The organism is Sporosarcina sp. FSL K6-3508 (assembly GCF_038615825.1).
GTDB classification, from domain to species: Bacteria; Bacillota; Bacilli; order Bacillales_A; family Planococcaceae; genus Sporosarcina; species Sporosarcina newyorkensis.
This window is the reverse complement of sequence record NZ_CP152016.1, coordinates 3,383,055-3,403,086: the sequence shown is the minus strand read 5'-3', so window position 1 is coordinate 3,403,086 and position 20,032 is coordinate 3,383,055. Positions and strand designations below refer to the sequence as shown.

General features: G+C 43.8%; 17 protein-coding genes and 1 riboswitch. Of the genes, 8 read left to right on the top strand and 9 right to left on the bottom strand.

What is annotated here, in order from left to right:
* Window positions 1-139: 139 nt before the first annotated feature.
* From MKX97_RS16975 to MKX97_RS16965, 3 genes are read left to right on the top strand one after another with little or no spacing between them, the layout of a single operon-like run.
* On the top strand, window positions 140-1,267 hold the full coding sequence (locus MKX97_RS16975; RefSeq protein ID WP_078818649.1) for a sensor histidine kinase: 1,128 nt from the start codon (window positions 140-142) through the stop codon (window positions 1,265-1,267).
* Between the two features lie 6 nt (window positions 1,268-1,273).
* Window positions 1,274-1,885, top strand: a complete 612-nt coding sequence (locus MKX97_RS16970) for a response regulator transcription factor (protein ID WP_078818648.1) — start codon at window positions 1,274-1,276, stop codon at window positions 1,883-1,885.
* A 24-nt stretch (window positions 1,886-1,909) separates the two neighbouring features.
* Window positions 1,910-3,220: a D-serine ammonia-lyase gene (locus MKX97_RS16965; RefSeq protein ID WP_342536548.1), complete on the top strand. Its 1,311-nt coding sequence runs from the start codon at window positions 1,910-1,912 to the stop codon at window positions 3,218-3,220.
* A 110-nt stretch (window positions 3,221-3,330) separates the two neighbouring features.
* Here the strand turns inward: MKX97_RS16965 and thiE are convergent, their stop codons facing one another.
* The 3 genes from thiE to thiM are packed head-to-tail and all read right to left on the bottom strand — an operon-like array spanning window position 3,331 to window position 5,608.
* The gene (gene thiE / locus MKX97_RS16960; RefSeq protein ID WP_342536546.1) at window positions 3,331-3,999 is read right to left on the bottom strand and encodes a thiamine phosphate synthase; all 669 of its coding nucleotides are present in this window, start codon (window positions 3,997-3,999) and stop codon (window positions 3,331-3,333) included.
* Window positions 3,999-4,814, bottom strand: coding sequence for a bifunctional hydroxymethylpyrimidine kinase/phosphomethylpyrimidine kinase (thiD, locus tag MKX97_RS16955; protein ID WP_078818645.1), 816 nt, complete (start codon window positions 4,812-4,814; stop codon window positions 3,999-4,001). Before thiD ends, thiE begins: the two co-directional genes overlap by 1 nt.
* Window positions 4,815-4,837: 23 nt before the next feature.
* Window positions 4,838-5,608 carry a hydroxyethylthiazole kinase gene (gene thiM / locus MKX97_RS16950; protein WP_342536545.1) on the bottom strand — a complete coding sequence of 257 codons (771 nt, stop codon included), beginning with the start codon at window positions 5,606-5,608 and terminating at the stop codon, window positions 4,838-4,840.
* 61 nt (window positions 5,609-5,669) lie between these two features.
* A riboswitch (TPP riboswitch) is annotated at window positions 5,670-5,774 on the bottom strand.
* 193 nt (window positions 5,775-5,967) lie between these two features.
* On the opposite strand from thiM, the gene MKX97_RS16945 reads away from it, so the two are divergent.
* On the top strand, window positions 5,968-7,164 hold the full coding sequence (locus tag MKX97_RS16945; RefSeq protein WP_342536544.1) for a DUF3238 domain-containing protein: 1,197 nt from the start codon (window positions 5,968-5,970) through the stop codon (window positions 7,162-7,164).
* Between the two features lie 31 nt (window positions 7,165-7,195).
* Here MKX97_RS16945 and MKX97_RS16940 read toward each other — a convergent pair whose 3' ends face one another.
* The 3 genes from MKX97_RS16940 to MKX97_RS16930 form a co-directional block, all read right to left on the bottom strand.
* A complete protein-coding gene (locus MKX97_RS16940) occupies window positions 7,196-8,599 on the bottom strand; it encodes a HAMP domain-containing sensor histidine kinase (RefSeq protein ID WP_221838257.1) in 1,404 nt (467 codons plus the stop codon).
* A complete protein-coding gene (locus MKX97_RS16935) occupies window positions 8,596-9,291 on the bottom strand; it encodes a response regulator transcription factor (protein WP_221838255.1) in 696 nt (231 codons plus the stop codon). Before MKX97_RS16935 ends, MKX97_RS16940 begins: the two co-directional genes overlap by 4 nt.
* 138 nt (window positions 9,292-9,429) lie before the next feature.
* Window positions 9,430-10,575: a trypsin-like peptidase domain-containing protein gene (locus MKX97_RS16930; protein WP_342536543.1), complete on the bottom strand. Its 1,146-nt coding sequence runs from the start codon at window positions 10,573-10,575 to the stop codon at window positions 9,430-9,432.
* A 286-nt stretch (window positions 10,576-10,861) separates the two neighbouring features.
* Between MKX97_RS16930 and adh the strand changes: the two genes are divergently transcribed.
* A complete protein-coding gene (gene adh, locus MKX97_RS16925) occupies window positions 10,862-12,403 on the top strand; it encodes an aldehyde dehydrogenase (RefSeq protein ID WP_009499098.1) in 1,542 nt (513 codons plus the stop codon).
* Between the two features lie 53 nt (window positions 12,404-12,456).
* Window positions 12,457-12,813 carry a DUF779 domain-containing protein gene (locus tag MKX97_RS16920; RefSeq protein ID WP_009499097.1) on the top strand — a complete coding sequence of 119 codons (357 nt, stop codon included), beginning with the start codon at window positions 12,457-12,459 and terminating at the stop codon, window positions 12,811-12,813.
* 30 nt (window positions 12,814-12,843) lie between these two features.
* Here the strand turns inward: MKX97_RS16920 and MKX97_RS16915 are convergent, their stop codons facing one another.
* Window positions 12,844-13,245 carry a thiol-disulfide oxidoreductase DCC family protein gene (locus tag MKX97_RS16915; protein WP_342536542.1) on the bottom strand — a complete coding sequence of 134 codons (402 nt, stop codon included), beginning with the start codon at window positions 13,243-13,245 and terminating at the stop codon, window positions 12,844-12,846.
* 170 nt (window positions 13,246-13,415) lie between these two features.
* Here MKX97_RS16915 and MKX97_RS16910 point away from each other — a divergent pair, with 170 nt between their 5' ends.
* Together MKX97_RS16910 and MKX97_RS16905 are read left to right on the top strand one after the other, a co-directional pair.
* Window positions 13,416-13,613 (top strand): hypothetical protein, encoded by a 198-nt coding sequence (locus MKX97_RS16910; RefSeq protein WP_009499095.1) that lies wholly within the window; start codon window positions 13,416-13,418, stop codon window positions 13,611-13,613.
* 146 nt (window positions 13,614-13,759) lie between these two features.
* Complete coding sequence (locus MKX97_RS16905; protein ID WP_342536541.1) at window positions 13,760-14,107, top strand: hypothetical protein; 348 nt, start codon at window positions 13,760-13,762, stop codon at window positions 14,105-14,107.
* Between the two features lie 573 nt (window positions 14,108-14,680).
* On the opposite strand, the gene metH is transcribed toward MKX97_RS16905, so the two are convergent.
* Both metH and MKX97_RS16895 read right to left on the bottom strand, forming a co-directional pair.
* The gene (gene metH / locus MKX97_RS16900; RefSeq protein ID WP_342536540.1) at window positions 14,681-18,121 is read right to left on the bottom strand and encodes a methionine synthase; all 3,441 of its coding nucleotides are present in this window, start codon (window positions 18,119-18,121) and stop codon (window positions 14,681-14,683) included.
* Window positions 18,102-19,961: a bifunctional homocysteine S-methyltransferase/methylenetetrahydrofolate reductase gene (locus tag MKX97_RS16895; protein WP_342537528.1), complete on the bottom strand. Its 1,860-nt coding sequence runs from the start codon at window positions 19,959-19,961 to the stop codon at window positions 18,102-18,104. Before MKX97_RS16895 ends, metH begins: the two co-directional genes overlap by 20 nt.
* Between the last annotated feature and the right edge of the window lie 71 nt (window positions 19,962-20,032).

Below are 20,032 nucleotides of genomic sequence, written 5' to 3'. Positions count from 1 at the left end.
CTGTGCCAGCGCCTGCATGATCAACATCCTGTTGATCTAAGCCTGCAGCCAATGTCACGGATTTGGAGAAAACAGGTGCAATGGGCGAAGAACAGAAATATTTGTTACAATGAAATGAAAAGGACGGCGATGAGACCCTATGCGCAGCTGGTATAGTATTTTTCCGAAAAGCCCATGGCTCAGCATTTATGCATGGGTTGTATTTTGTATACTACCTTTCTTCTATATTTTAAGAAGCGCTTCACCCGTGGATTTAACGATCGGGGTGACGCTGTTAGTATTCTTTTTCCTCTCCTACTATTTTTCCGTGAAATCTAAGAGCGGTCTCATGTATATGTGGATAAGCTTTGAAATCGTAATTACGGTACTGATGACTTTATTGTTCGGTTATGTATATTTATCGATTTTCATTGCATTTTTCATTGGGAATATCCGCAATACTGTTGGGTTCTTCATTATTTACGGTCTACATATTGCCATTTTAATCGGTGCAATCGTGGCAGGTTTTTTCATCGAGATTGATCTATTTCTTCCGCAAATCCATTTTATTATTATCTCAGTAATCGGTGTCGTGTTACTGCCTTTTAATTTATACAATCGTCAGAAACGCGATCGACTGCAAGATCAGCTCGAAGTAGCAAGACAACGTATTTCAGAGTTGACTATTGTCCAAGAACGTGAGCGAATTGCAAGGGATCTTCATGATACGCTTGGCCAGAAACTGTCCATGATCGGATTGAAAAGTGACCTGGCTGTACGTTTGATGGAACGAGACACTAAAGCTGCTGCAACAGAAATTCACGATATTCGACAAATCTCCAGCACTGCTTTAAAAGAAGTCCGTGTACTAGTTAGCGGTATGCGCCGTGTAAAGTTGAAAGATGAGCTAGTCCGTGTCAGGCAATTATTGAAAGCGGCAGAAATCGAACTCGAACTGGAAGGAGATCCGAACTTTCCAGACATGTCGCCCATTGTGGAAAATGTATTGGTTATGTGCTTAAAAGAAGCGATTAATAATGTCGTCAAACATAGCTATGCGAAATATTGTTGCATCGTTTTTGAGCGAACGGAAAAAGAGTTTACGATTAGTGTAAAGGATAATGGAATTGGGATAGCACAAAATGGCGTAAATCTTCCGGGGAACGGTCTCGATGGTATGGAAGAACGACTGGAATTTGTAAATGGCAGTTTGTCTATAACTAGTCGGGAAGGGACACAGGTTATGATCACTGTTCCAGCTGTCTTAAAACAAATAAAGGAAGGGTGATAGATTATGATCCGCATTGTAATAGCAGAAGATCAAGGGATGATGCTCGGTGCATTAGGGTCGTTACTCAATTTAGAAGAAGATATGGATGTAGTCGGAATGGCCAAAAATGGTCAAGAAGCAGTGGACTTGGTTAAAGAGCTACAACCTGATATTTGCATCATGGATATTGAAATGCCGATCAAGACAGGCTTAGACGCTGCAGAAGAGCTGCAAGATGAAGAGTGTCAGATCATCATATTGACGACGTTTGCAAGAACGGGATATTTTGAGCGGGCACGAAATGCGGGTGTCAGAGGGTATTTGCTGAAGGATAATCCCATTGAAGAGCTTGTGAAGTCGATTCATTCTATCATCAAAGGGCGTAGAATTTATGCTCCCGAATTAATCGATCTGGCTTTTGACATGAAAGATGATGAAAAAAATCCATTGACAGAACGTGAATGTCAAGTGTTGAAACTGGTATCCGAAGGAAAAACAACGAAACAGATAGCAGGAGAATTGTTTTTGTCCCCTGGCACTGTTCGCAATTATATATCGACTATATTGGATAAATTAGGCGTGCGAAATCGTATTGAAGCCATCTCGATGTTTCAAGAAAAGGGTTGGTTCAAATAATTACTAAAAGGAGCGAATGATGGAATGAAGAATCTTGCACAAAGTGAATGGCTGGCTAAGCAGCCTTTATTGGAACAAGTAATGGAGAAGAAGGAAATCTTATGGCGCAACCCATTAGTAGAACCTATTAAGACAGCTCTTAATCATACAAAGCTTTCAAAAGAAGATGTGGAAGATGCACGTCTAAGGTTGGCAAGATTCGCTCCTTACTTGGAAAGGGTGTTTCCAGATACCGCTGCAAATCAGGGCATTATTGAATCGCCATTAACTCCTATTCCTAATATGAAGCACGTACTTGAACAATCTTATGCAATCGACATTCCGGGTCAGCTATTATTAAAACAAGATAACGCCTTACCTATTTCGGGTTCTATAAAGGCTAGAGGCGGTATTTATGAAGTCCTGAAGCATGCAGAAACATTAGCAATTGAACATCAATTGCTAAATGCTGAAGAAGACTATAGTCAATTCGATGAACCGGCATTTCGTCAGTTGTTTGCAAACCATAAAATCGCTGTTGGATCGACAGGGAATTTGGGACTCAGTATTGGCATCATGAGTGCGAAACTCGGTTTTGACGTCACGGTGCATATGTCAGCAGACGCAAAGCCGTGGAAAAAAGATTTATTGCGTTCTAAAGGTGTCCATGTCGTAGAATATGAAGATGATTACAGCAAAGCTGTGAAAGAAGGCCGACGCCAAGCGGAAGCAGATCCAACATGTCACTTTGTAGATGATGAAAACTCAACGGATCTTTTCATGGGATACGCGGTTGCAGGTGAGCGTGTAGCCGTCCAGCTGAAAGAACAAAATATTAGGGTCGACGGGGAGCATCCTCTTTTTGTTTACTTACCTTGTGGAGTAGGCGGTGGACCTGGCGGTGTCGCATTCGGATTGAAACTTGTATTTGGAGATCATGTACATTGCCTGTTTGCAGAGCCAACCCATTCTCCGTGTATGATGATTGGCATGATGACAGGATTACACGATCAAATTTCAGTTGCTGATTTTGGCTTGGATAATAAAACAGCGGCTGATGGATTAGCAGTTGGAACAGCCTCAGCTTTTGTCGGAAAAACAGTGGAACCTTTCTTAGCAGGCTGCTATACAGTAGAAGATCGTACTTTGTTCAAATTATTAAAAGAGTTAGCAGACAGTGAAGATATTTGGCTAGAACCATCTGCACTCGCAGGGATGACAGGTCCTATACAAACTATACAGTCGGATATCTCTTCAGCAAATTCTCCGAAAGCTACACACCTTGTATGGTCTACGGGTGGAAACATGGTACCGGAAGAGGAAATGAAGAGCTACTACGAGCAAGCGAAGAAGTAATTATTCGTTTAATTTCCCGGGAAATCGACAAATGTTTCTCGGTATGTCGATAAAAGAGCTATGGAGAAAAATTCTCCATAGCTCTTTTGGGTGCAAAAGATATATAAAATTTAATTTTTAATGGCTCGTATTGATTCAGAAAAGGTTTGCGTTGCTGCTGAAGGGTTTTCAGCAGATGCGATAGAAGAAATCACTGCGATGCCATCCGCGCCTGCATGCAAAGCGGGACCGAAGTTCGCCAAAGAAATACCCCCGATCCCTACAATCGCCATATCAGGAAAAGCTGTATGGATTTCCTTAATAAGCGCAGGGCCAACGACAGCAGAGGCATCTAGTTTGGTCGCTGTCGGATAGATCGGACCAATGCCTACATAGTCAGCACCGATTGCTTGAGCAAGCTGTACTTCTTCTGCGTTATGGGTAGAGACACCTAGCCATTTACTTGGACCGATTCGCGTTCGGACAATGCCAGCTTGCTCGTCGTCTTGGCCAACGTGGACGCCGTCTGCATTAATGGCCAAGGCAAGATCCACATCATCATTAATGATAAAAGGAATATGGTACTGACGACATAATACCTGACATTTTTTCGCGAAACCGACCAATGCCTCTCCTTTCAAAGCATTCTCGCCTTTTTCGCGCAACTGGAAGCAAGTAATACCCCCACGAAGAGCTGCCTCTAAGATGTCCAGCGTTTCTTGCTCCCCATTTGTTGCAGTATTTGGGGTACCCATCACAAAATAAAGACTCAAAGCTTTTCTCACTTCTGCATTCCGCATTAGTGCATCTCCTTCTTTAAACGATTATATGCCCAGTGGTTCGTCGGTCCATGCCCAGAACCAATGCGTAGACTGTCTTCGATCGCAGCTTGGATAAATTGTTTTGCTTCTGCAACGGCATCTGACAAGGAATAGCCTTTTGCGATAAAACCGGTTAAAGCAGCTGCAAACGTACAGCCTGTACCATGGGTATCTTTTGTTTGTACCCAAGGCGTTGTCATGGTGAAAGATTGACCTTCACAATCAGCGTAATAATCTTTTGCTTCGAGCACATCGTTGCGGTGGCCGCCCTTCATAATGACGGCTCTTGCACCTAGCTCGATGATGATTTGCGCCGCTTCTTGAATATCCTCATCCGTTACAATCTTCATGCCTGTTAGTACTTCGGCTTCCGGAATGTTGGGCGTAATAATAGTGGCAATTGGGATTAAATTTTCCTTCATCGCTTGGACCGCTTCTTGCAGTAATAATGATTGACCACCTTTGGCAATCATGACAGGATCAATCACGAGAGGAATCGGCGGGTATTCTTCCAATAAAGAAGCAATAGCCATTATAATTTCTGTAGAAAATAGCATACCTGTTTTACAGGCTTTCACTTCAAAATCATCCAGTACAGCACGTACTTGAGCTACTACGCCTTCTACTGGTACTGGATAAACACCATGAACGCCTTGTGTGTTTTGGGCGGTAATGGCAGTAAGTGCGGATGTGCCAAATACACCGAGCTCTTGAAACGTTTTTAGATCGGCTTGGATTCCAGCACCGCCACCGCTGTCTGAACCGGCAATAGTCAATGCTACTTTTACTGTCAATGAAAAAACCCCCTTACTCGTAGTTATACTAAGTACGTTTTGGTTTTGCGATCCAATGTATATAATGCATTCAAAAAGTTCATAGCAAAATCACCTGGCCCATGAGAAACTTTGGCCGCTTCTTCGCCTGCACGTTTATAAAATGCGAGTGCCGCCGCTGCTGCTTCTAAAGGACGTTCGCTCCCGATTGATAAGAATGCTCCTACTACGGAACTGAGTAAACAACCTGTACCCGTAATATTCGTCATCATAGGGTGTCCCCCAGTAATGGATAACGTGGAATGGCCGTCAGTAACGATATCAATTTCTCCAGATACAGCCACTAAGCATGCATATTTCAAGGCAACGATTTTTGCGATTCCCTCTACGTCGGCTTGTCCTTCTCCTGCATCTACGCCTTTTGCATTCCAGGGGATGTCTACGATAGCAGCCAATTCTCCGACATTACATCGAAGCAGAGTAACATCCACTTCATCTAAGATTTGCAGTACACAAGCTTTTCGGAAGGGAGTCGCGCCTGCACCGACCGGGTCCAGCACAACAGGTTTTCCCGCTGCGCGGGCACTGTTGCCTGACAAAATCATTGCATCTACTGTTTGTTGCTTCAACGTCCCGATATTCAGAATGCTACAATCGGCAACTTTTGCGATATCCTTTGCTTCTTCTATTGCATCAGCCATTACAGGAGAGGCTCCGATAGCTAATAGACCATTCGCTTGAAAATTCGCTACTACGATATTCGTAATGCAATGAACCAGTGGTTGTTCCTTGCGAAGTTGGTGAATAAGCGGCATGTTTCTCTTCCTCTCTATAAAGGTATATATACAAAAAGCCCATTCGAAATGGGCTGTTGGGTACGATAACTACCCACTTCCCTTCGCTAGTATGACTAGATCAGGTTCCAAGGGTTTGCGGTAAATGCATCTCAGCCCATTAAACCGGGCTCCCCTAGTGGTGAATATGAATCAGACATATTGATTGTAGCATATATTTACAGAAGGATAAAACGATACTGGGATGAGCAGAATGAATTGTATAAAAATGATAGATAACACATAGAAGAAGTAGGTAAACACATATGCCCAATGTTGCATAAGTGTCTGAAATGAAACAGTCGATTGATATGAAATGAATAAAAAGGAGCAGATGAAAAATGGAGCCATTATTCGAAGTTCAAAGTATGAAGCATTCATTGGGGGAGCTATCGTTTGTTTGGAGTGATACAGGAGGGTACTATAGGGTCTATAAAAATGAACGGCAGTTGTATGAAGGGACTGTTGCTGAATTTACTGACGGAGAACTCGATTCAAGACACCCATTTCAATATACGATTGAACGTGTAAAAGACGAAAAAGTAGAAGACGTCATAGTGATTCAAACATCTGCTTTAACGAGCAGGGTGGAAGACGAACATCCTCTACAACGTTTGGTCATCACAACAATTGCGGCTTCGTCACAAATTGCTTTGTCTTGGGAGCGAATTAAAGGCGTAGAAAAATACGATATTTACCGTAATGGAATATATCTCGATACCGTAGAGAATAACCGCTTCATCGATCGAGAATCAAGCATGTCCGAGGCGGTTACATATAGTGTTTTGGGTACTCGTCCACTAATTGACAGCAATCAGCAAATGAATGTCAGTAAGTCGATCGTATCGAAAGCATTTGAAGTAGTGATGCCGCCTAGTTCAGAGAACAAGCCGACGGAGGAAAGCTATACGTTTTCAATACGAGTGAATTGTCGGGATCACTTATTGCAACCGGTGGCAAAGCGTAAAAAGGTGCTAGAAATAGATCGGTGGAAGTTTCGCTATATTACATTTTTAAAAGAAGATATCCTGAAAAATCCTAATCTCTTGTCTCCGTTGCCATACTTCGCTGGTGATGACCGGGATTTCGACCCAGAAGGGAAAAGTTATCGGACGCGAGTGGATATGCGAGGTGAATTCAATATTGAAGAAAGCTCGCTTCAATTTACGAAGGCTGTCGGTCCATCTATTGGCATGAATTATTTGAAACGCTATAAGCGTCATGGTCATGCATCGTTAGAAGATATTGAAATCAAACGTTTGGAAGGGAAGCCGTCAGAAATCAATTTTGAGATAGTGCATGATGTCGGGAATCCACTGACAGTTTCTCCACCCATCCATTATGAAGTGAAGGGTCATCTGGATTGTGGAGGAAATATCGATTTGGTTGGTTATCATAACGACGCTCCTCATCATGAGATCTATCTATCGCTTGGTGACGGTGATTGGTGGACTATACGTCAGTCGGAAAGCGAAGGGCTGGCATACTTATCAGGTGTCTTAGGTGATGATTATTGGCGTTATATGACGTGTAATTAATCACGAAAAGCCGCTATGTGAGCGGCTTTTTTTATTTTGGCAATCTTATCGTAAAGAGAGCACCTTTGCCTTTTTCACTCTGTACATCGATCACGCCCTCGTGTAGAAGGACAAGCTGTTTGACGATTGAAAGACCAAGCCCAAATTCACCGTACGGCGTGGAAGTTCTTGAAATGATAGCTTTATAAAAACGATCCCAAATTTGTTCGATTTCAGCGGGGTTCATGCCGATTCCCGTATCTGCGATTTCGATAATCGTTTCTTTCTCGTTTTCCTTGGCAATTAGAGTAATCGTCCCGTTTTCACAAAATTGGATACTGTTTTTGGTGATATTGATGAAAATTTGCATGAGCCGGTCGTAATCTGCAAAGACAGACAGCTGATCGGATGCATTGACTATAATGGTATTTCCACGTTCAGCTGCTGCATGTTCAAGTTGGTCGGCAGTCATTTCAAGGAGTTCTTTCAGAGGAAGTCTCTGCTTATTCAATTGAATTTGATTGGCACGGATCTTTTCGTAATCCAAGTTTTCGTTGACGAGTCGAATCAGTCGTTTCGATTCATTCTGTGCCAACTGCAGTGCTTTATCTTGTTCATCTTCAGAAATCATTCGCTCACGCAACCCTTCGATCACCCCGCGAATCGTGGTAAGAGGTGTTCGCAGTTCATGGGAGACATCCGCCATGAACTGCCGTCTGCGTTTTTCAAGTGTGTCGATTTCCTTCATTGAAGTCTCAAGTTTGTCGGTCATTTCATTGAAATCCCTAGATAATTCGCCAATCTCATCAAATTCTGATGACGGGACACGAACGGTATAATCACCGCCTGCCACAGCGGCTGCGGCTCGGCGCAACCTTTGGATCCGCCGCACATGAATCATCGACAACAAGCCACTCAGCAATAGGGCTAGAAGTACAGCTGCGCCTGTCGCATAGAGGACGTAGTGATTCATTTGAGAAATAATGGCGCGTGACCCTGTAATAGGGGAGGTCAGTAATACACCGCCGCCAAACTGCTGTCTTTCAAAATACGGCAACAGGACAAAGGTGACTGCTTCATCAAATCGTTTGAATTCTTGTTTGACAGTTACCGTTTGACCATTTTGCAAAGCATGCCATTCCTCTTGATTGAGTTCAATTAAAGGTGATTTCAGTCCAGTGGAATAAACGATAGAAGAGTGTTCGTCAAATAAACTATATTGAATGGCACGGGTGTCCAAGACATGGCCGTAGGTCTTCAAAATTCCATTCGATCCGCGAGTGCTTTGTCTAAGGTCAGTTAGGATCGCTTGACCGTACGTCTTAAGTTCATCTGTTTTCTGCTCGTAGACGACTGTCTCCAAGTAATGTGTCAGCGATAAGCTGAGCACGAGTACAGTGATGAGGATAACACTGAAGTGGCTGAGCAATTGTTGATAAAAGGTTTTGATCTTCACTGGTTCGTCACAACACTTTCGTCGAATCGATAGCCTACTCCCCAGACAGTATGGAAAAATGGGTGTTCAGGCAGCGACAGCTTCGAACGGAGTCGCTTAATATGAACATCTACCGTACGATCATCACCATAGAAGTCATATCCCCACACCTGATCGAGCAGTTGGTCACGTGTGAAGACCTGTTTAGGATGTCGAATGAAAAAATAAAGTAAATCAAATTCCTTGGGCGTCAAATTGGTGACCAAGCTGTCTTGTACCCATACTTCGCGTGTATTGGGGTTCAGTCGGAAATAGGAGGTATGGATTGGAACCGCATCATCCTGTACCTTTGGTGTATATCGGCGTGTCACTGCTTTAATTCGTGCCATCAAGGCGAGAGGGCTGAACGGTTTCGTGACATAATCATCAACCCCCATCTCAAAGCCGAGCACTTGATCCGCTTCTCCGTCTTTTGCAGTCAGCATAATGATTGGCACTTCAATTCCGCGCTCCCTCAGTTTGTGGCAAATCGTTAAACCATCAAGATCCGGCAGCATCCAATCAATGATGAGGCAGTCCCATGCAGAAGAGATCGCCCGTTCATAACCGTCCAACCCGTTTGCTTCAAACGCCCCTTCTATGCCTTCCTTTTCAAAGAATAATCTAATCATGGAAGAGACACTGTCATTGTCCTCAATCACCAGAATCTTCATTGTACGACCTCCTTGCATCTTTGTATCTAAAAATAGTACGAAAACGTGGAAAATGCAATGAAGAGTATTTTGGCCGCGTGTTTGTCTGTAGTGCTATAAACAAATAAGAGACAGCGTAAAAGCTGCCTCTTGCGTCGATTATTTCATTTGTCCACCACTAAATTTGACACTCACTTGCTGTTTTTCACCATTACGGTATATAGTGATGTTTGCCTTGTTGCCGATTTGTAGTTTGGAGTATAGATATTTACGCAGTTCCATAGAATTGTCAATTGATTCACCATTTATCTCGGTGATGACATCCTGTTCTTTCAAGCCGGCTTGATCTGCTGCAGAATTGGGTTCTATTCCTGTTACCATCACGCCGCCTTTGACAGCTTCGGGTAAATCCTTGACATACATATAGGGAATTTCCGCTAATTCCGCTAAACTTACTCCGAGATAGGGCCGTTCGATTTGTCCTTTTTCTGTAAGTTGTTCGACCAATGTTTTCACTTCATTACTTGGAATAGCAAATCCTATTCCTTCCACACCACTTTGCGCTACTTTTAGACTGTTGATACCGATGACTTCACCTGCCGTATTGAACAAAGCACCGCCGCTGTTTCCGCTATTGATTGCTGCGTCTGTCTGAATAACTTCTGTCTGCCAGGTTCCTGCTGATGTATTGACGTCCAATGTACGAGACACTGAACTAACGATTCCTTTTGTTACGGTGCCGGAAAAATCAAGACCAAGTGGATTACCGATCGCGATTACGGAGTCTCCCGCTCTCAATAAACTTGAATCTCCGAACGTCACTGCAGTAGTTGCGAACTTTTTATCGATTTGTAAGACCGCGATATCCGTCAGTGCATCTGTGCCTAAAAGTTTTGCCGATGCTTTTACGCCTTTATCTAATGTGACTTCAATCTTTTGTGCACCCTCAATGACATGATTATTCGTTACGATATACGCATATTTATCGTCAATTTTGTAGATCACACCGGAACCAGTGCCCGCCATTTGCTCTGTCGCAGCCTCAGCAAAACGATTGCCTGGCGTTTGATAATTAACTACGCCAACAATAGCTTTTGAAGACTGTTCTACCATATCGGCCAATGAATCTGTTGGTGCAGTGGACACCTTCTCGACCTCATATGTAGGAGTATCTATATTTGCTGATTCTACTTCCTTCGGAGACCCTAACCAATCGGTGTTGGCAACAACGCCAAGCGTCAGCATAGAGCCTACAACACCTGAACCGACAATAGAGAGTAACTTTTTTGCTGCTTTACCTTCCATATTGACAACCCCTGTCATTTGTATTTCTTTCATCGTACAGCCAAGTTATGAACAAATTATTAATGAATCCTTACCAACCTATGAAATTGATAAATTCACTACGACAGTATTAATTTGAATAGTAATTAGTTGAAAGATATATAATTTTCAGATAGAATAAAAATAGCATATGTAAGCGTAATCATTATGCATAACGTGTTCTTGATATTCGTATAGTGGCTTTGTGTGCAAAAACGATTGCACTAGAATACAAGCAAAATAAAGAGAATAGGGAGTGTGACGCAGTATGGTACAAGCTTCAGAAAACAAGGTATATGCAAATCCGAATTCAGAAGGTGCAAAGGTTCATTTTAAAGAACGTTACGATAATTTTATCGGCGGTAAATGGACGGCGCCGGTGAATGGCCAGTATTTCGATAACCCAACACCTGTGACGGGTAAAGTTTTTACTCAAGTAGCAAGATCCACAGCAGAAGATATCGAACTGGCGCTTGATGCAGCTCATGCAGCAAAAGAGGCGTGGGGAAAAACCTCAGTCACTGAACGTGCCAATATTTTGTTGAAGATTGCAGATCGTATTGAGGAAAATCTCGAGATGCTAGCGATTGCGGAGTCGTGGGAAAACGGAAAAGCAGTTCGTGAGACATTGAATGCCGATCTACCATTGGCAGTGGATCATTTCCGTTATTTTGCCTCTGCTATTCGTGCACAAGAAGGTGGAATCAGCCAAATTGACGACAATACGGTATCATACCACTTCCATGAGCCGTTAGGCGTAGTAGGTCAAATTATTCCTTGGAATTTCCCGATCCTTATGGGAGTGTGGAAACTGGCTCCGGCCTTGGCGGCAGGGAACTGTGTCGTCTTGAAGCCTGCCGAGCAAACACCGGCTTCTATCTTAGTTCTTGTTGAGCTGATCGAAGACTTGCTGCCGGCAGGAGTCCTCAACGTAGTGAACGGGTTTGGCGTAGAAGCAGGGAAGCCATTGGCGTCTAATCCTCGGATCAACAAGGTTGCATTCACTGGTGAGACGACAACAGGTCGCCTAATTATGCAATATGCATCACAAAATTTGATTCCGGTGACATTAGAACTTGGCGGAAAATCACCGAACATTTTCTTTGAGGATATCATGGATGCAGATGATGAATTCTTTGACAAAGCAATCGAAGGTTTTGTCATGTTTGCCCTGAACCAAGGAGAAGTATGTACATGTCCATCCCGTGCGTTGATTCAAGAATCAATCTACGATAAATTTATGGAGCGCGCAATAGAGCGTGTTAAAGCGATCAAGACAGGAAATCCGCTTGATCCTTCAGTAATGATGGGAGCACAAGCATCTACGGAGCAAATGGAAAAAATCCTGTCTTACATGGATATAGGAAAACAAGAAGGCGCAGAATGTCTTGCAGGCGGAGAGAAAAACGAACTGGAAGGCGACTTGAAAGATGGTTACTACGTGAAACCTACTGTGTTCAAGGGTGATAATAAGATGCGTATTTTCCAAGAAGAGATCTTTGGTCCAGTCGTGGCGGTTACGACGTTTAAAGATAAAGAAGAAGCACTTGAAATTGCCAATGATACGCTATACGGCTTAGGGGCAGGTGTCTGGACGCGTGATATGAATACAGCATATCGTTTTGGGCGCGGCATTCAAGCTGGCCGTGTGTGGACAAATTGCTACCACGCATATCCTGCACACTCTGCATTTGGGGGCTATAAAGCATCCGGTATCGGCCGTGAGAACCATCTGCAGATGTTGGCTCATTACCAGCAGACGAAAAATATGCTAGTGAGCTACGATGAAAGTAAGCAAGGATTCTTTTGATTGAAATAAAACGCATCTGTCTATAGGATCCGACGTGAAATGGAGGAATTCCCATGCCAGACCGTGTAATTGCAACAGAAGAAGCATTAGCTCTCATTGAATTGCTGAAAAAGAAGCATGGACCTTTAATGTTTCATCAGTCAGGCGGTTGCTGTGATGGATCTTCCCCAATGTGCTACGAAGAAGGAGATCTGCTCATCGGTGATCAAGATGTATTGTTAGGACGTATCGGCGATGTGCCTTTCTATATGATGAAAAGCCAGTATGAATATTGGAAGCATACACAAGTAATCATTGATGTAGTGGAAGGTCGCGGAGGTATGTTTTCGCTTGAAGGAGTGGAAGGGAAACGATTCCTTTCTCGATCACGCGCATTTACGGATGAGGAATATAAGCAATTGACTTCATGATAAAGGCCTTCCGGTAACGGAAGGCCTTTTTTACGCGATAAAACGCTGGCGCTCTTCAGGAGACGGCAGCATACAAGACAATTCTTTTTTACCGAACCATTTATAACGATTCGTTGCAATATAGTCATATGCGCGGTTGCGGATTGCTGACGGCACGACTATGAATAGGAAAGCTAAATGCCAGAGTCCGTCTAGCTTTTTTGCGATACGTAAAGCGGCACTTGATTTTGTATACGCTTTCCCATTTTCGATTAAAACTAAACTGTCGACGTTGTCTGGAATCTGGTATTGTTTTCGAAGTTCTTTCCCTACGTCGTCCTGCAAGGAAGCGAAGGAAAAATATCGATACGGATCACGTTTAATAATGAACTGTACGCTCGCATCACAAAAGTTACATTCGCCATCAAATAATACAATTCGATTTCGATTCATACAAACTCTCTCCTTCAATAAATAGGTTATATCCTACTATACCCATTCCTAAGATTCTTCACGCACATATAATATATGGAGTATTTTTATTTATCAAAGTATGGCGTGTGATCAGTAGTGAATTGGCTGGTTTTGTCTTGTGAACTATCCAACAGAAAGGATGAAAAAGTATGGGTCGTCAATTTGTTAATCCGGCTGAGCTGGATTTGCGTCGTGATCTTGACTTTTTAGGCTCTTTGAATATGGTAGACGAAGGTGCTCCATCCCAATGTCCAGTAAATGAATGCAAACTAATTATGAAGCAATTGGAGTCAATTGAAAAAACAAAAGGATATGATCGATCAGTGAATCCTCGTCAATGTGGTTAATGCAGTATTGGAGCGATTCAGACCGCCAAATATAGGCGGAAGGATTGCTCTTTTTTAATTGATATCAATAAATTTCCACATCCCCACGGCGCTAGCCCGTAATAATTCTGTAGGCTGGCATGTAATAGGGTATAGGAGGTGAGAAAATGATGATGAATCAAGGACAATATCCTGGTATGTCAGGACAATTCCCAGGAATGCAGGGGCAACAACCAGGTTTTCAGATGCAGCCAATCGTTTGTCCAACACAGTACCGTTATAATGATTGCTTTTCTCCGCAAGAAATTCCTTATATTCACCCGATTGTGAACGTTAATCGCCATAACGTAGTAGGGGTACCGCAACATTATTATACAGAGACAACTCAGGATGTTATGGGCTCTATGATAATGCCAGGCAGAGGACCTTCTCATGGACATGGACATGGACATGGACATGGACATGGAATGTGGGGCGGCGGAGGATGTGGCCGGCGCAGAGGTTGCTGCCGTTAATCGTTCATCAAGGAAATGAAAACCGCTGTCTCCAATTAATCGGAGACAGCGGTTTTATTTTGCTATAATTATTCTGTTTCCGTCGCTTGTTGTAGTTGACCAGCGGTCTCGGCTTTTGATTACATCCAGTTGCAGGCGCCAGCCTCTTGGAACGTTTCGGTAAGCCCTCCAACGCCTGTCGAGGCTAAACGGCGCCTTTCACATTTGGTTACATCCAGCTCCGACGGCTAGAGACTTGGGTCATAAGCCAAAGCTGCTGCGTGGCAAAAAGCGCCACTCCGCATCTTTGGCTTATGCCTGTCGCCTCTGACCAGCCGTCTCCACATTTGGTTACATCCAGCTCCGATGGCTAGCCCCTCGGGACACTTCAGTCTTAAAGTAAAGGCAAAGAGCGCCTTTAATTTAAGCCTTCCAGTGCCTGTCGGGACTGACCAGCCGTCTCCGCTTTTGAATACATCCAGTTGCAGGCGCCAGCCTCCTCGGGACGTTTCGGTCTTACCGAAAAGGCAAAGAACGCCTTTTTGGTAAGCCCTCCAACGCCTGTCGAGGCTACATGGCGCCTTCCACTTTTGTTCATTCCACGTTAAAGTATCTTGCGTCTGGGTGGGCGAAGACGATAGCGGATACGGAGGCTTCGGGTTCCATCATGAATTCTTCTGTTAAGATGACGCCATGGTCTTCAGGTTTGATCAGTCCGAAGAGTTTGGCTTGATCTTCTAAATTTGGACAAGCAGGGTAGCCAAATGAGAATCGCTGACCTTGGTATTTTGCAGCGAACCGTTCGCGCATTGTGAAGTCCGTAGGGTCCGGGAATCCCCATTGATCACGGATTTCTTGGTGAATACGTTCAGCAAAGCCCTCTGCCAATTCTAGAGCGGTTGCCTGAAAAGCATGGCTTTCTAGGAACTTCCCTTGCTCTTTCAGCTGGTTTGCATAGTCTCGAACCCCTTTACCCGCAGTAACTTGCATGAAGGCCACATAGTCCATTTCCCCACTGTCAACTGTTTTCAAGTAGTCTGCCAGACAAAGGAATGGTTCTTTTTCTTGGCGAGGGAATGTGAACCGTTCAATTTCTGTTTTCGCATCTTCTGGATCGTAAATGATTACGTCGTCTCCGTCTGCTTGAGCAGGGAAGAACTGATAAATACCTGAAGCGGTTAATTTATCGGATTGCAGGAAGCTTGTGACCATTTCATGAAGCTGAACAGCCCGTTCTTCTTTCTTTTCCAGCATTTTATCGACATTTCCGCGTAAGCCAAGATGATGGCCGATCAGTGTGCGCATGTTCACGTATGGGTGTAAGTGAGCAACTGAATAGTCTTTTACAACGCGTCTGCGTAAATCAGTCGGTACGAATACAGGTACGTCGGTACGTACTGTTTTCACTGGTCGCGCCGCCACTGCAACTGCAGTATTTCCGCGGCTTGCTTTAATCGCATCATTTGCTTCCCGCTTCTCAAGGCTTTCCTGTAATTCTTCCAGTAGTGCTCCTTTGTCTTCGCTTTGAAGACGGTTAGCCAAATCTAATCCTTGCATTGCGTCCTTGGCAAAAATAACAGGGCCATCGTATTCAGGCGCAATCTTCGTTTCTGTGAAACGTCTTGTCAGAGCAGCTCCACCGACCATAACAGGCAAATCGATTCCTGCTGCCTTAAAGTCCTGTGCCGTCAACACCATTTGTTGAGCGGATTTTACGAGCAATCCGGATAAGCCGACAATGTCTGGCTTTTCTTTACGAATGACCTCGATCAATGCCGCTGGGGTAACCTTGATCCCAATATCAATAACTTTAAAGCCGTTATTGCTTAGAATAATATCTACAAGGTTTTTCCCGATATCATGTACATCGCCTTTGACGGTAGCTAAGATAATTTTACCCTTCCCGCTGTCGTCTTCTTTCTTCTCCATAAATTGTTCGAGATAGGAAACGGAAGCTTTCATGACCTCAGCACTTTGTAATACTTCCGCTACGATAAGTTGATTGTCATTGAACAGGCGCCCGACTTCTGCCATCCCTTTCATCAATGGACCATTGATAATATCCAGTGGTGCATCGTATGTTTGGAGGGCAGCCTCTAAGTCAGGAATTAAGCCTTCCTTCGTTCCTTCCACTACATAGTAGGCAAGACGTTCGGGAACAGTTTTCGGGATATCGTCTTCAGTTTTTTCTTTTTTCTTATCTCGATAAAAATCTGCAAAATCAGCTAATGTCTCATCTGTTGTCGTAAATAGCAAATCATTAGCTAGTTTGATTTCTGCTTCTGGGATGGAAGCATAGCGTTCTAATTTTTCTGTATTGACGATGGCGTAATCCAAGCCAGCTTGCGTGCAGTGATATAAATACACTGCATTCAGCACTTCACGACCAACAGGGGGCAAGCCGAATGAAACGTTACTGACACCTAGCGTGGTCAGCGTACGCGGTAACTTTTCCTTAATCAAACGAATGCCTTCAATTGTCTCAACAGCTGAACCGATATACTGCTCATCTCCTGTACCGACAGGGAATACAAGCGGATCGAAAATAATATCTTCGGGTGCAATTCCCCATTTATTTACGAGCAGATCATAGGAACGCAAGGCGATTTCCAGTTTGCGTTCTCTCGTAACAGCCATTCCGATTTCATCGATGGTACCAACCACCACTGCCGCGCCATAATTTTTCACGAGAGGCAAAACTGCGTCAAATCGTTCTTCGCCGTCCTCCAAGTTGATCGAGTTGATAATCGCTTTTCCTTGGGAATACTTTAATGCTTCCGCGATGACATTTTCGTCCGTTGAGTCAATTACTAGAGGGACTTTAACCTTTTTTACGACTTCTTTCATAAAACGCGTCATATCGATCAGTTCATCACGATCTGGATTCGCCAGACAAATATCGAGTACGTGCGCACCGCGTTTTACTTGTGCACGTGCAATTTCAGACGCTTCTTCAAACTTCTCTTCTATTATTAGCTTCTTAAACTTCCGTGAGCCGATAACGTTTGTACGCTCCCCAATTAATAAAGGACGCAATGTGTCATCATATAGCAAAGGTTCAATACCTGAAACGGCATGACCAGGTTCTTTTTCAGGCATTTGACGAGGTGCTTTGTCTTTTACAGCTTCTCGAATTGCTCGAATGTGCTCAGGTGTCGTACCACAACAGCCGCCGACCATGTTCAACCAGCCTTTTTCTGCAAATCCTTCCAGCTTCTTCGATAGGGATTCTGGAGACTCATGATAATGACCTTCTTCATCTGGCAATCCGGCATTCGGATAGCATGTCACATAGCTAGTTGCCAGGTCAGATAACGAACGTAAGTGATCCGTCATGAATTCTGGTCCAGTCGCACAGTTTAGGCCGACAGATAGGGGATTGACGTGTCCAATGGAAATGTAAAATGCTTCGATACTTTGACCTGCAAGTGTTGTACCCATCGGTTCGATTGTACCGGAAATCATGATTGGTACTTCGCGTCCTAGCTCTTCAAAGGCCTTTTTAATACCAATCGTGCCGGCTTTGACGTTTAGCATATCCTGACTAGTTTCCATGAGGATTAAATCGCTGCCAGCTTCAACCAATGCTTTCGCCTGCACGTAAAAATCATTAGAAAGTTCATCGAATGTAATGCCGCCTGTGACAGAAAGAGTCTTAGTCGTCGGTCCGATCGCCCCTGCGACAAAACGCGGCCACTCCGCAGTGGAATACTTTGCTGCACTTGCCTTTGCAATTTCGACAGCTTTAGTATTGATTTCATGTGCACGATGTCCTAGTGCAAATTCATTCAGAACAAGGGGAGTGCCGCCAAATGTGTTGGTACAAATGATGTCGGCTCCTGCCTCTAGGTACTCATCATGAATCTTCTCCAAGATATCAGGTCGTAAAACGTTTAAATATTCATTACAGCCGTCGTAATCTTCGCCTCCAAAATCTTCTGTTGAGAGGTCCTCCGCCTGCAGCATCGTCCCCATCGCGCCATCAATGATAAGGATTCGTTTGTCTAGTTGTTCTTCAATAGGATGTCTCTGCATGTGATAATTCGCTCTCCTTCTGCTTATCTATTTGTTTAATGTAGTCATGTAGCTCAAGTGTCATGTCGTAACGGAGGAATGGTGTGATTAAATACAGTCCGTTAAAGTATTGCGCTGCTGTATCGATCAGCTCCTTTGCGATCTGAATTCCTGTTTCAGTGGCTTTTGCTCGGTCGTCGCCACAGGCGCACATCCGTTCAAGCACTTCGTCAGATAGTTTAATGCCAGGCACTTCATGATGCAGAAACTCTGCGTTGCGAATATTTGTCAAAGGCATAATACCTATGAAGATAGGTGTATCTAGATGTTTTGTAGCCTCATAGACGTCAATAATCTTTTCTTTTGTATAGACAGGTTGCGTTATGAAATAATCTGCACCTGCTTCAATCTTTTTCTCCAATCGCTGAACAGCCCGGTCCAATACACGGACATTCGGATTGAACGCAGCTGAAACTGAGAAGTTCGCTTTTTTACGTAATGGTTTACCGGAGAATGAAATCCCTTCATTCAACTGTTTGATTAACTGCAGCAGTTCCATACTCGATACATCGTAGACGCTTGTTGCGCCAGGGAAATCACCAACTTTCGTCGGATCACCTGTTACAGCCAGAATATCGTGGATGCCTAACGCGTCAAGCCCCATTAGATGAGATTGTAACCCGATCAAGTTGTGATCTCGACACGTTAAGTGGACAAGAGGGCGGATATTGTGCTGCATTTTAATGATGGAACCCATTGCCATATTGCTGATCCGAGGGGATGCCAATGAGTTATCCGCCATCGTTACGGCATCAACACCTGCATCGTAAAGTAAATTGGCACCTTTAATATAATCTTCTGTCTCTAAATGCCGTGGTGTGTCCAATTCCACAATGACCGTACGTTCTGTTTTGGCTTTCTCGTGGAGCGGTTGATGTTTTACCGGGCCGGCTTCCTGAATAACGATTGGCTTTGTTGGTTCTACTACTTTCTTGGTGATAGGAGACAATCCCGCTAATCGAGTTTTCGCTGCTTTAATATGTTTAGGAGTAGTTCCGCAACACCCGCCAATTAACCGTACACCTTGATCACGCAGCAATACTGCAGCTCGCCCGAAGTACTCAGCTTCAGATTCATAGACAATGCGGCCATCTTCCACATCCAGTAAAGATGCATTCGGATAAGCGGATAAAAATGCATTTTCCGGCAGTTTCACATTTTCAAAAGCTTGGATTGTATGGTAAGGCCCTAAGCGGCAGTTTACACCGACTATACTTGCACCTAGTGATTCCAGTTGATGCAACGCGTCATTCAATGAAAGTCCGTTTTGCAAAACTCCAGGATCGTGCATGGAGACTTGCGCAATTAGCGGAACATCTGTGATTTGACGAAGTGTTGAAACGACGGATGATAATTCTTCGAAATCATAATACGTTTCGAGCAACAGTCCGTCTGGATCTCCAGTCAATAATGCGTTGGCCTGTTCAAGGACTACTTGCTTTACTTCATCGAGCGATGCATCACTTTTGCGAATTCCACGCAAACCGCCGATGGTACCAAGCACAAATTGACCACCTGGTGCAGCAGCCCGCTTTGCAATTTGGATTGCTGCTTTATTGAATTCCGTAACACGGTTTTCCAATCCATAACGAGCCAATTTCACTGCATTGGCACTGTATGTATTGGTCTGAATAATATCAGCTCCCGCCTCGATATAGTCGTGGTGGATTTTCTCTATAATTTCAGGTTTCTCTATATTTAATTCCTCATAGCAATAATCGATCCCATATGAATACAAAATAGTTCCCATTGCCCCATCTGCTGTCAGGACATTTGTTTGAAGTTTCTCCATTAATGACATCATCAAATCCCCCTTTGTTTTCTCTAATCAAAAAAAGCCTTCAAGTAAATAGAAGGCTTTGTAATCGCAAT

Coding starts and splice junctions, on each gene's coding strand:
- MKX97_RS16975 (WP_078818649.1), top strand. CDS start 140: ATGCGCAGCTGGTATAGTATTTTTCCGAAAAGCCCATGGCTCAGCATT.
- MKX97_RS16970 (WP_078818648.1), top strand. CDS start 1,274: ATGATCCGCATTGTAATAGCAGAAGATCAAGGGATGATGCTCGGTGCA.
- MKX97_RS16965 (WP_342536548.1), top strand. CDS start 1,910: ATGAAGAATCTTGCACAAAGTGAATGGCTGGCTAAGCAGCCTTTATTG.
- thiE (WP_342536546.1), bottom strand. CDS start 3,999: ATGCGGAATGCAGAAGTGAGAAAAGCTTTGAGTCTTTATTTTGTGATG.
- thiM (WP_342536545.1), bottom strand. CDS start 5,608: ATGCCGCTTATTCACCAACTTCGCAAGGAACAACCACTGGTTCATTGC.
- MKX97_RS16945 (WP_342536544.1), top strand. CDS start 5,968: ATGGAGCCATTATTCGAAGTTCAAAGTATGAAGCATTCATTGGGGGAG.
- MKX97_RS16935 (WP_221838255.1), bottom strand. CDS start 9,291: ATGAAGATTCTGGTGATTGAGGACAATGACAGTGTCTCTTCCATGATT.
- MKX97_RS16930 (WP_342536543.1), bottom strand. CDS start 10,575: ATGGAAGGTAAAGCAGCAAAAAAGTTACTCTCTATTGTCGGTTCAGGT.
- adh (WP_009499098.1), top strand. CDS start 10,862: ATGGTACAAGCTTCAGAAAACAAGGTATATGCAAATCCGAATTCAGAA.
- MKX97_RS16920 (WP_009499097.1), top strand. CDS start 12,457: ATGCCAGACCGTGTAATTGCAACAGAAGAAGCATTAGCTCTCATTGAA.
- MKX97_RS16915 (WP_342536542.1), bottom strand. CDS start 13,245: ATGAATCGAAATCGAATTGTATTATTTGATGGCGAATGTAACTTTTGT.
- MKX97_RS16910 (WP_009499095.1), top strand. CDS start 13,416: ATGGGTCGTCAATTTGTTAATCCGGCTGAGCTGGATTTGCGTCGTGAT.
- MKX97_RS16905 (WP_342536541.1), top strand. CDS start 13,760: ATGATGATGAATCAAGGACAATATCCTGGTATGTCAGGACAATTCCCA.
- metH (WP_342536540.1), bottom strand. CDS start 18,121: ATGCAGAGACATCCTATTGAAGAACAACTAGACAAACGAATCCTTATC.
- MKX97_RS16895 (WP_342537528.1), bottom strand. CDS start 19,961: ATGTCATTAATGGAGAAACTTCAAACAAATGTCCTGACAGCAGATGGG.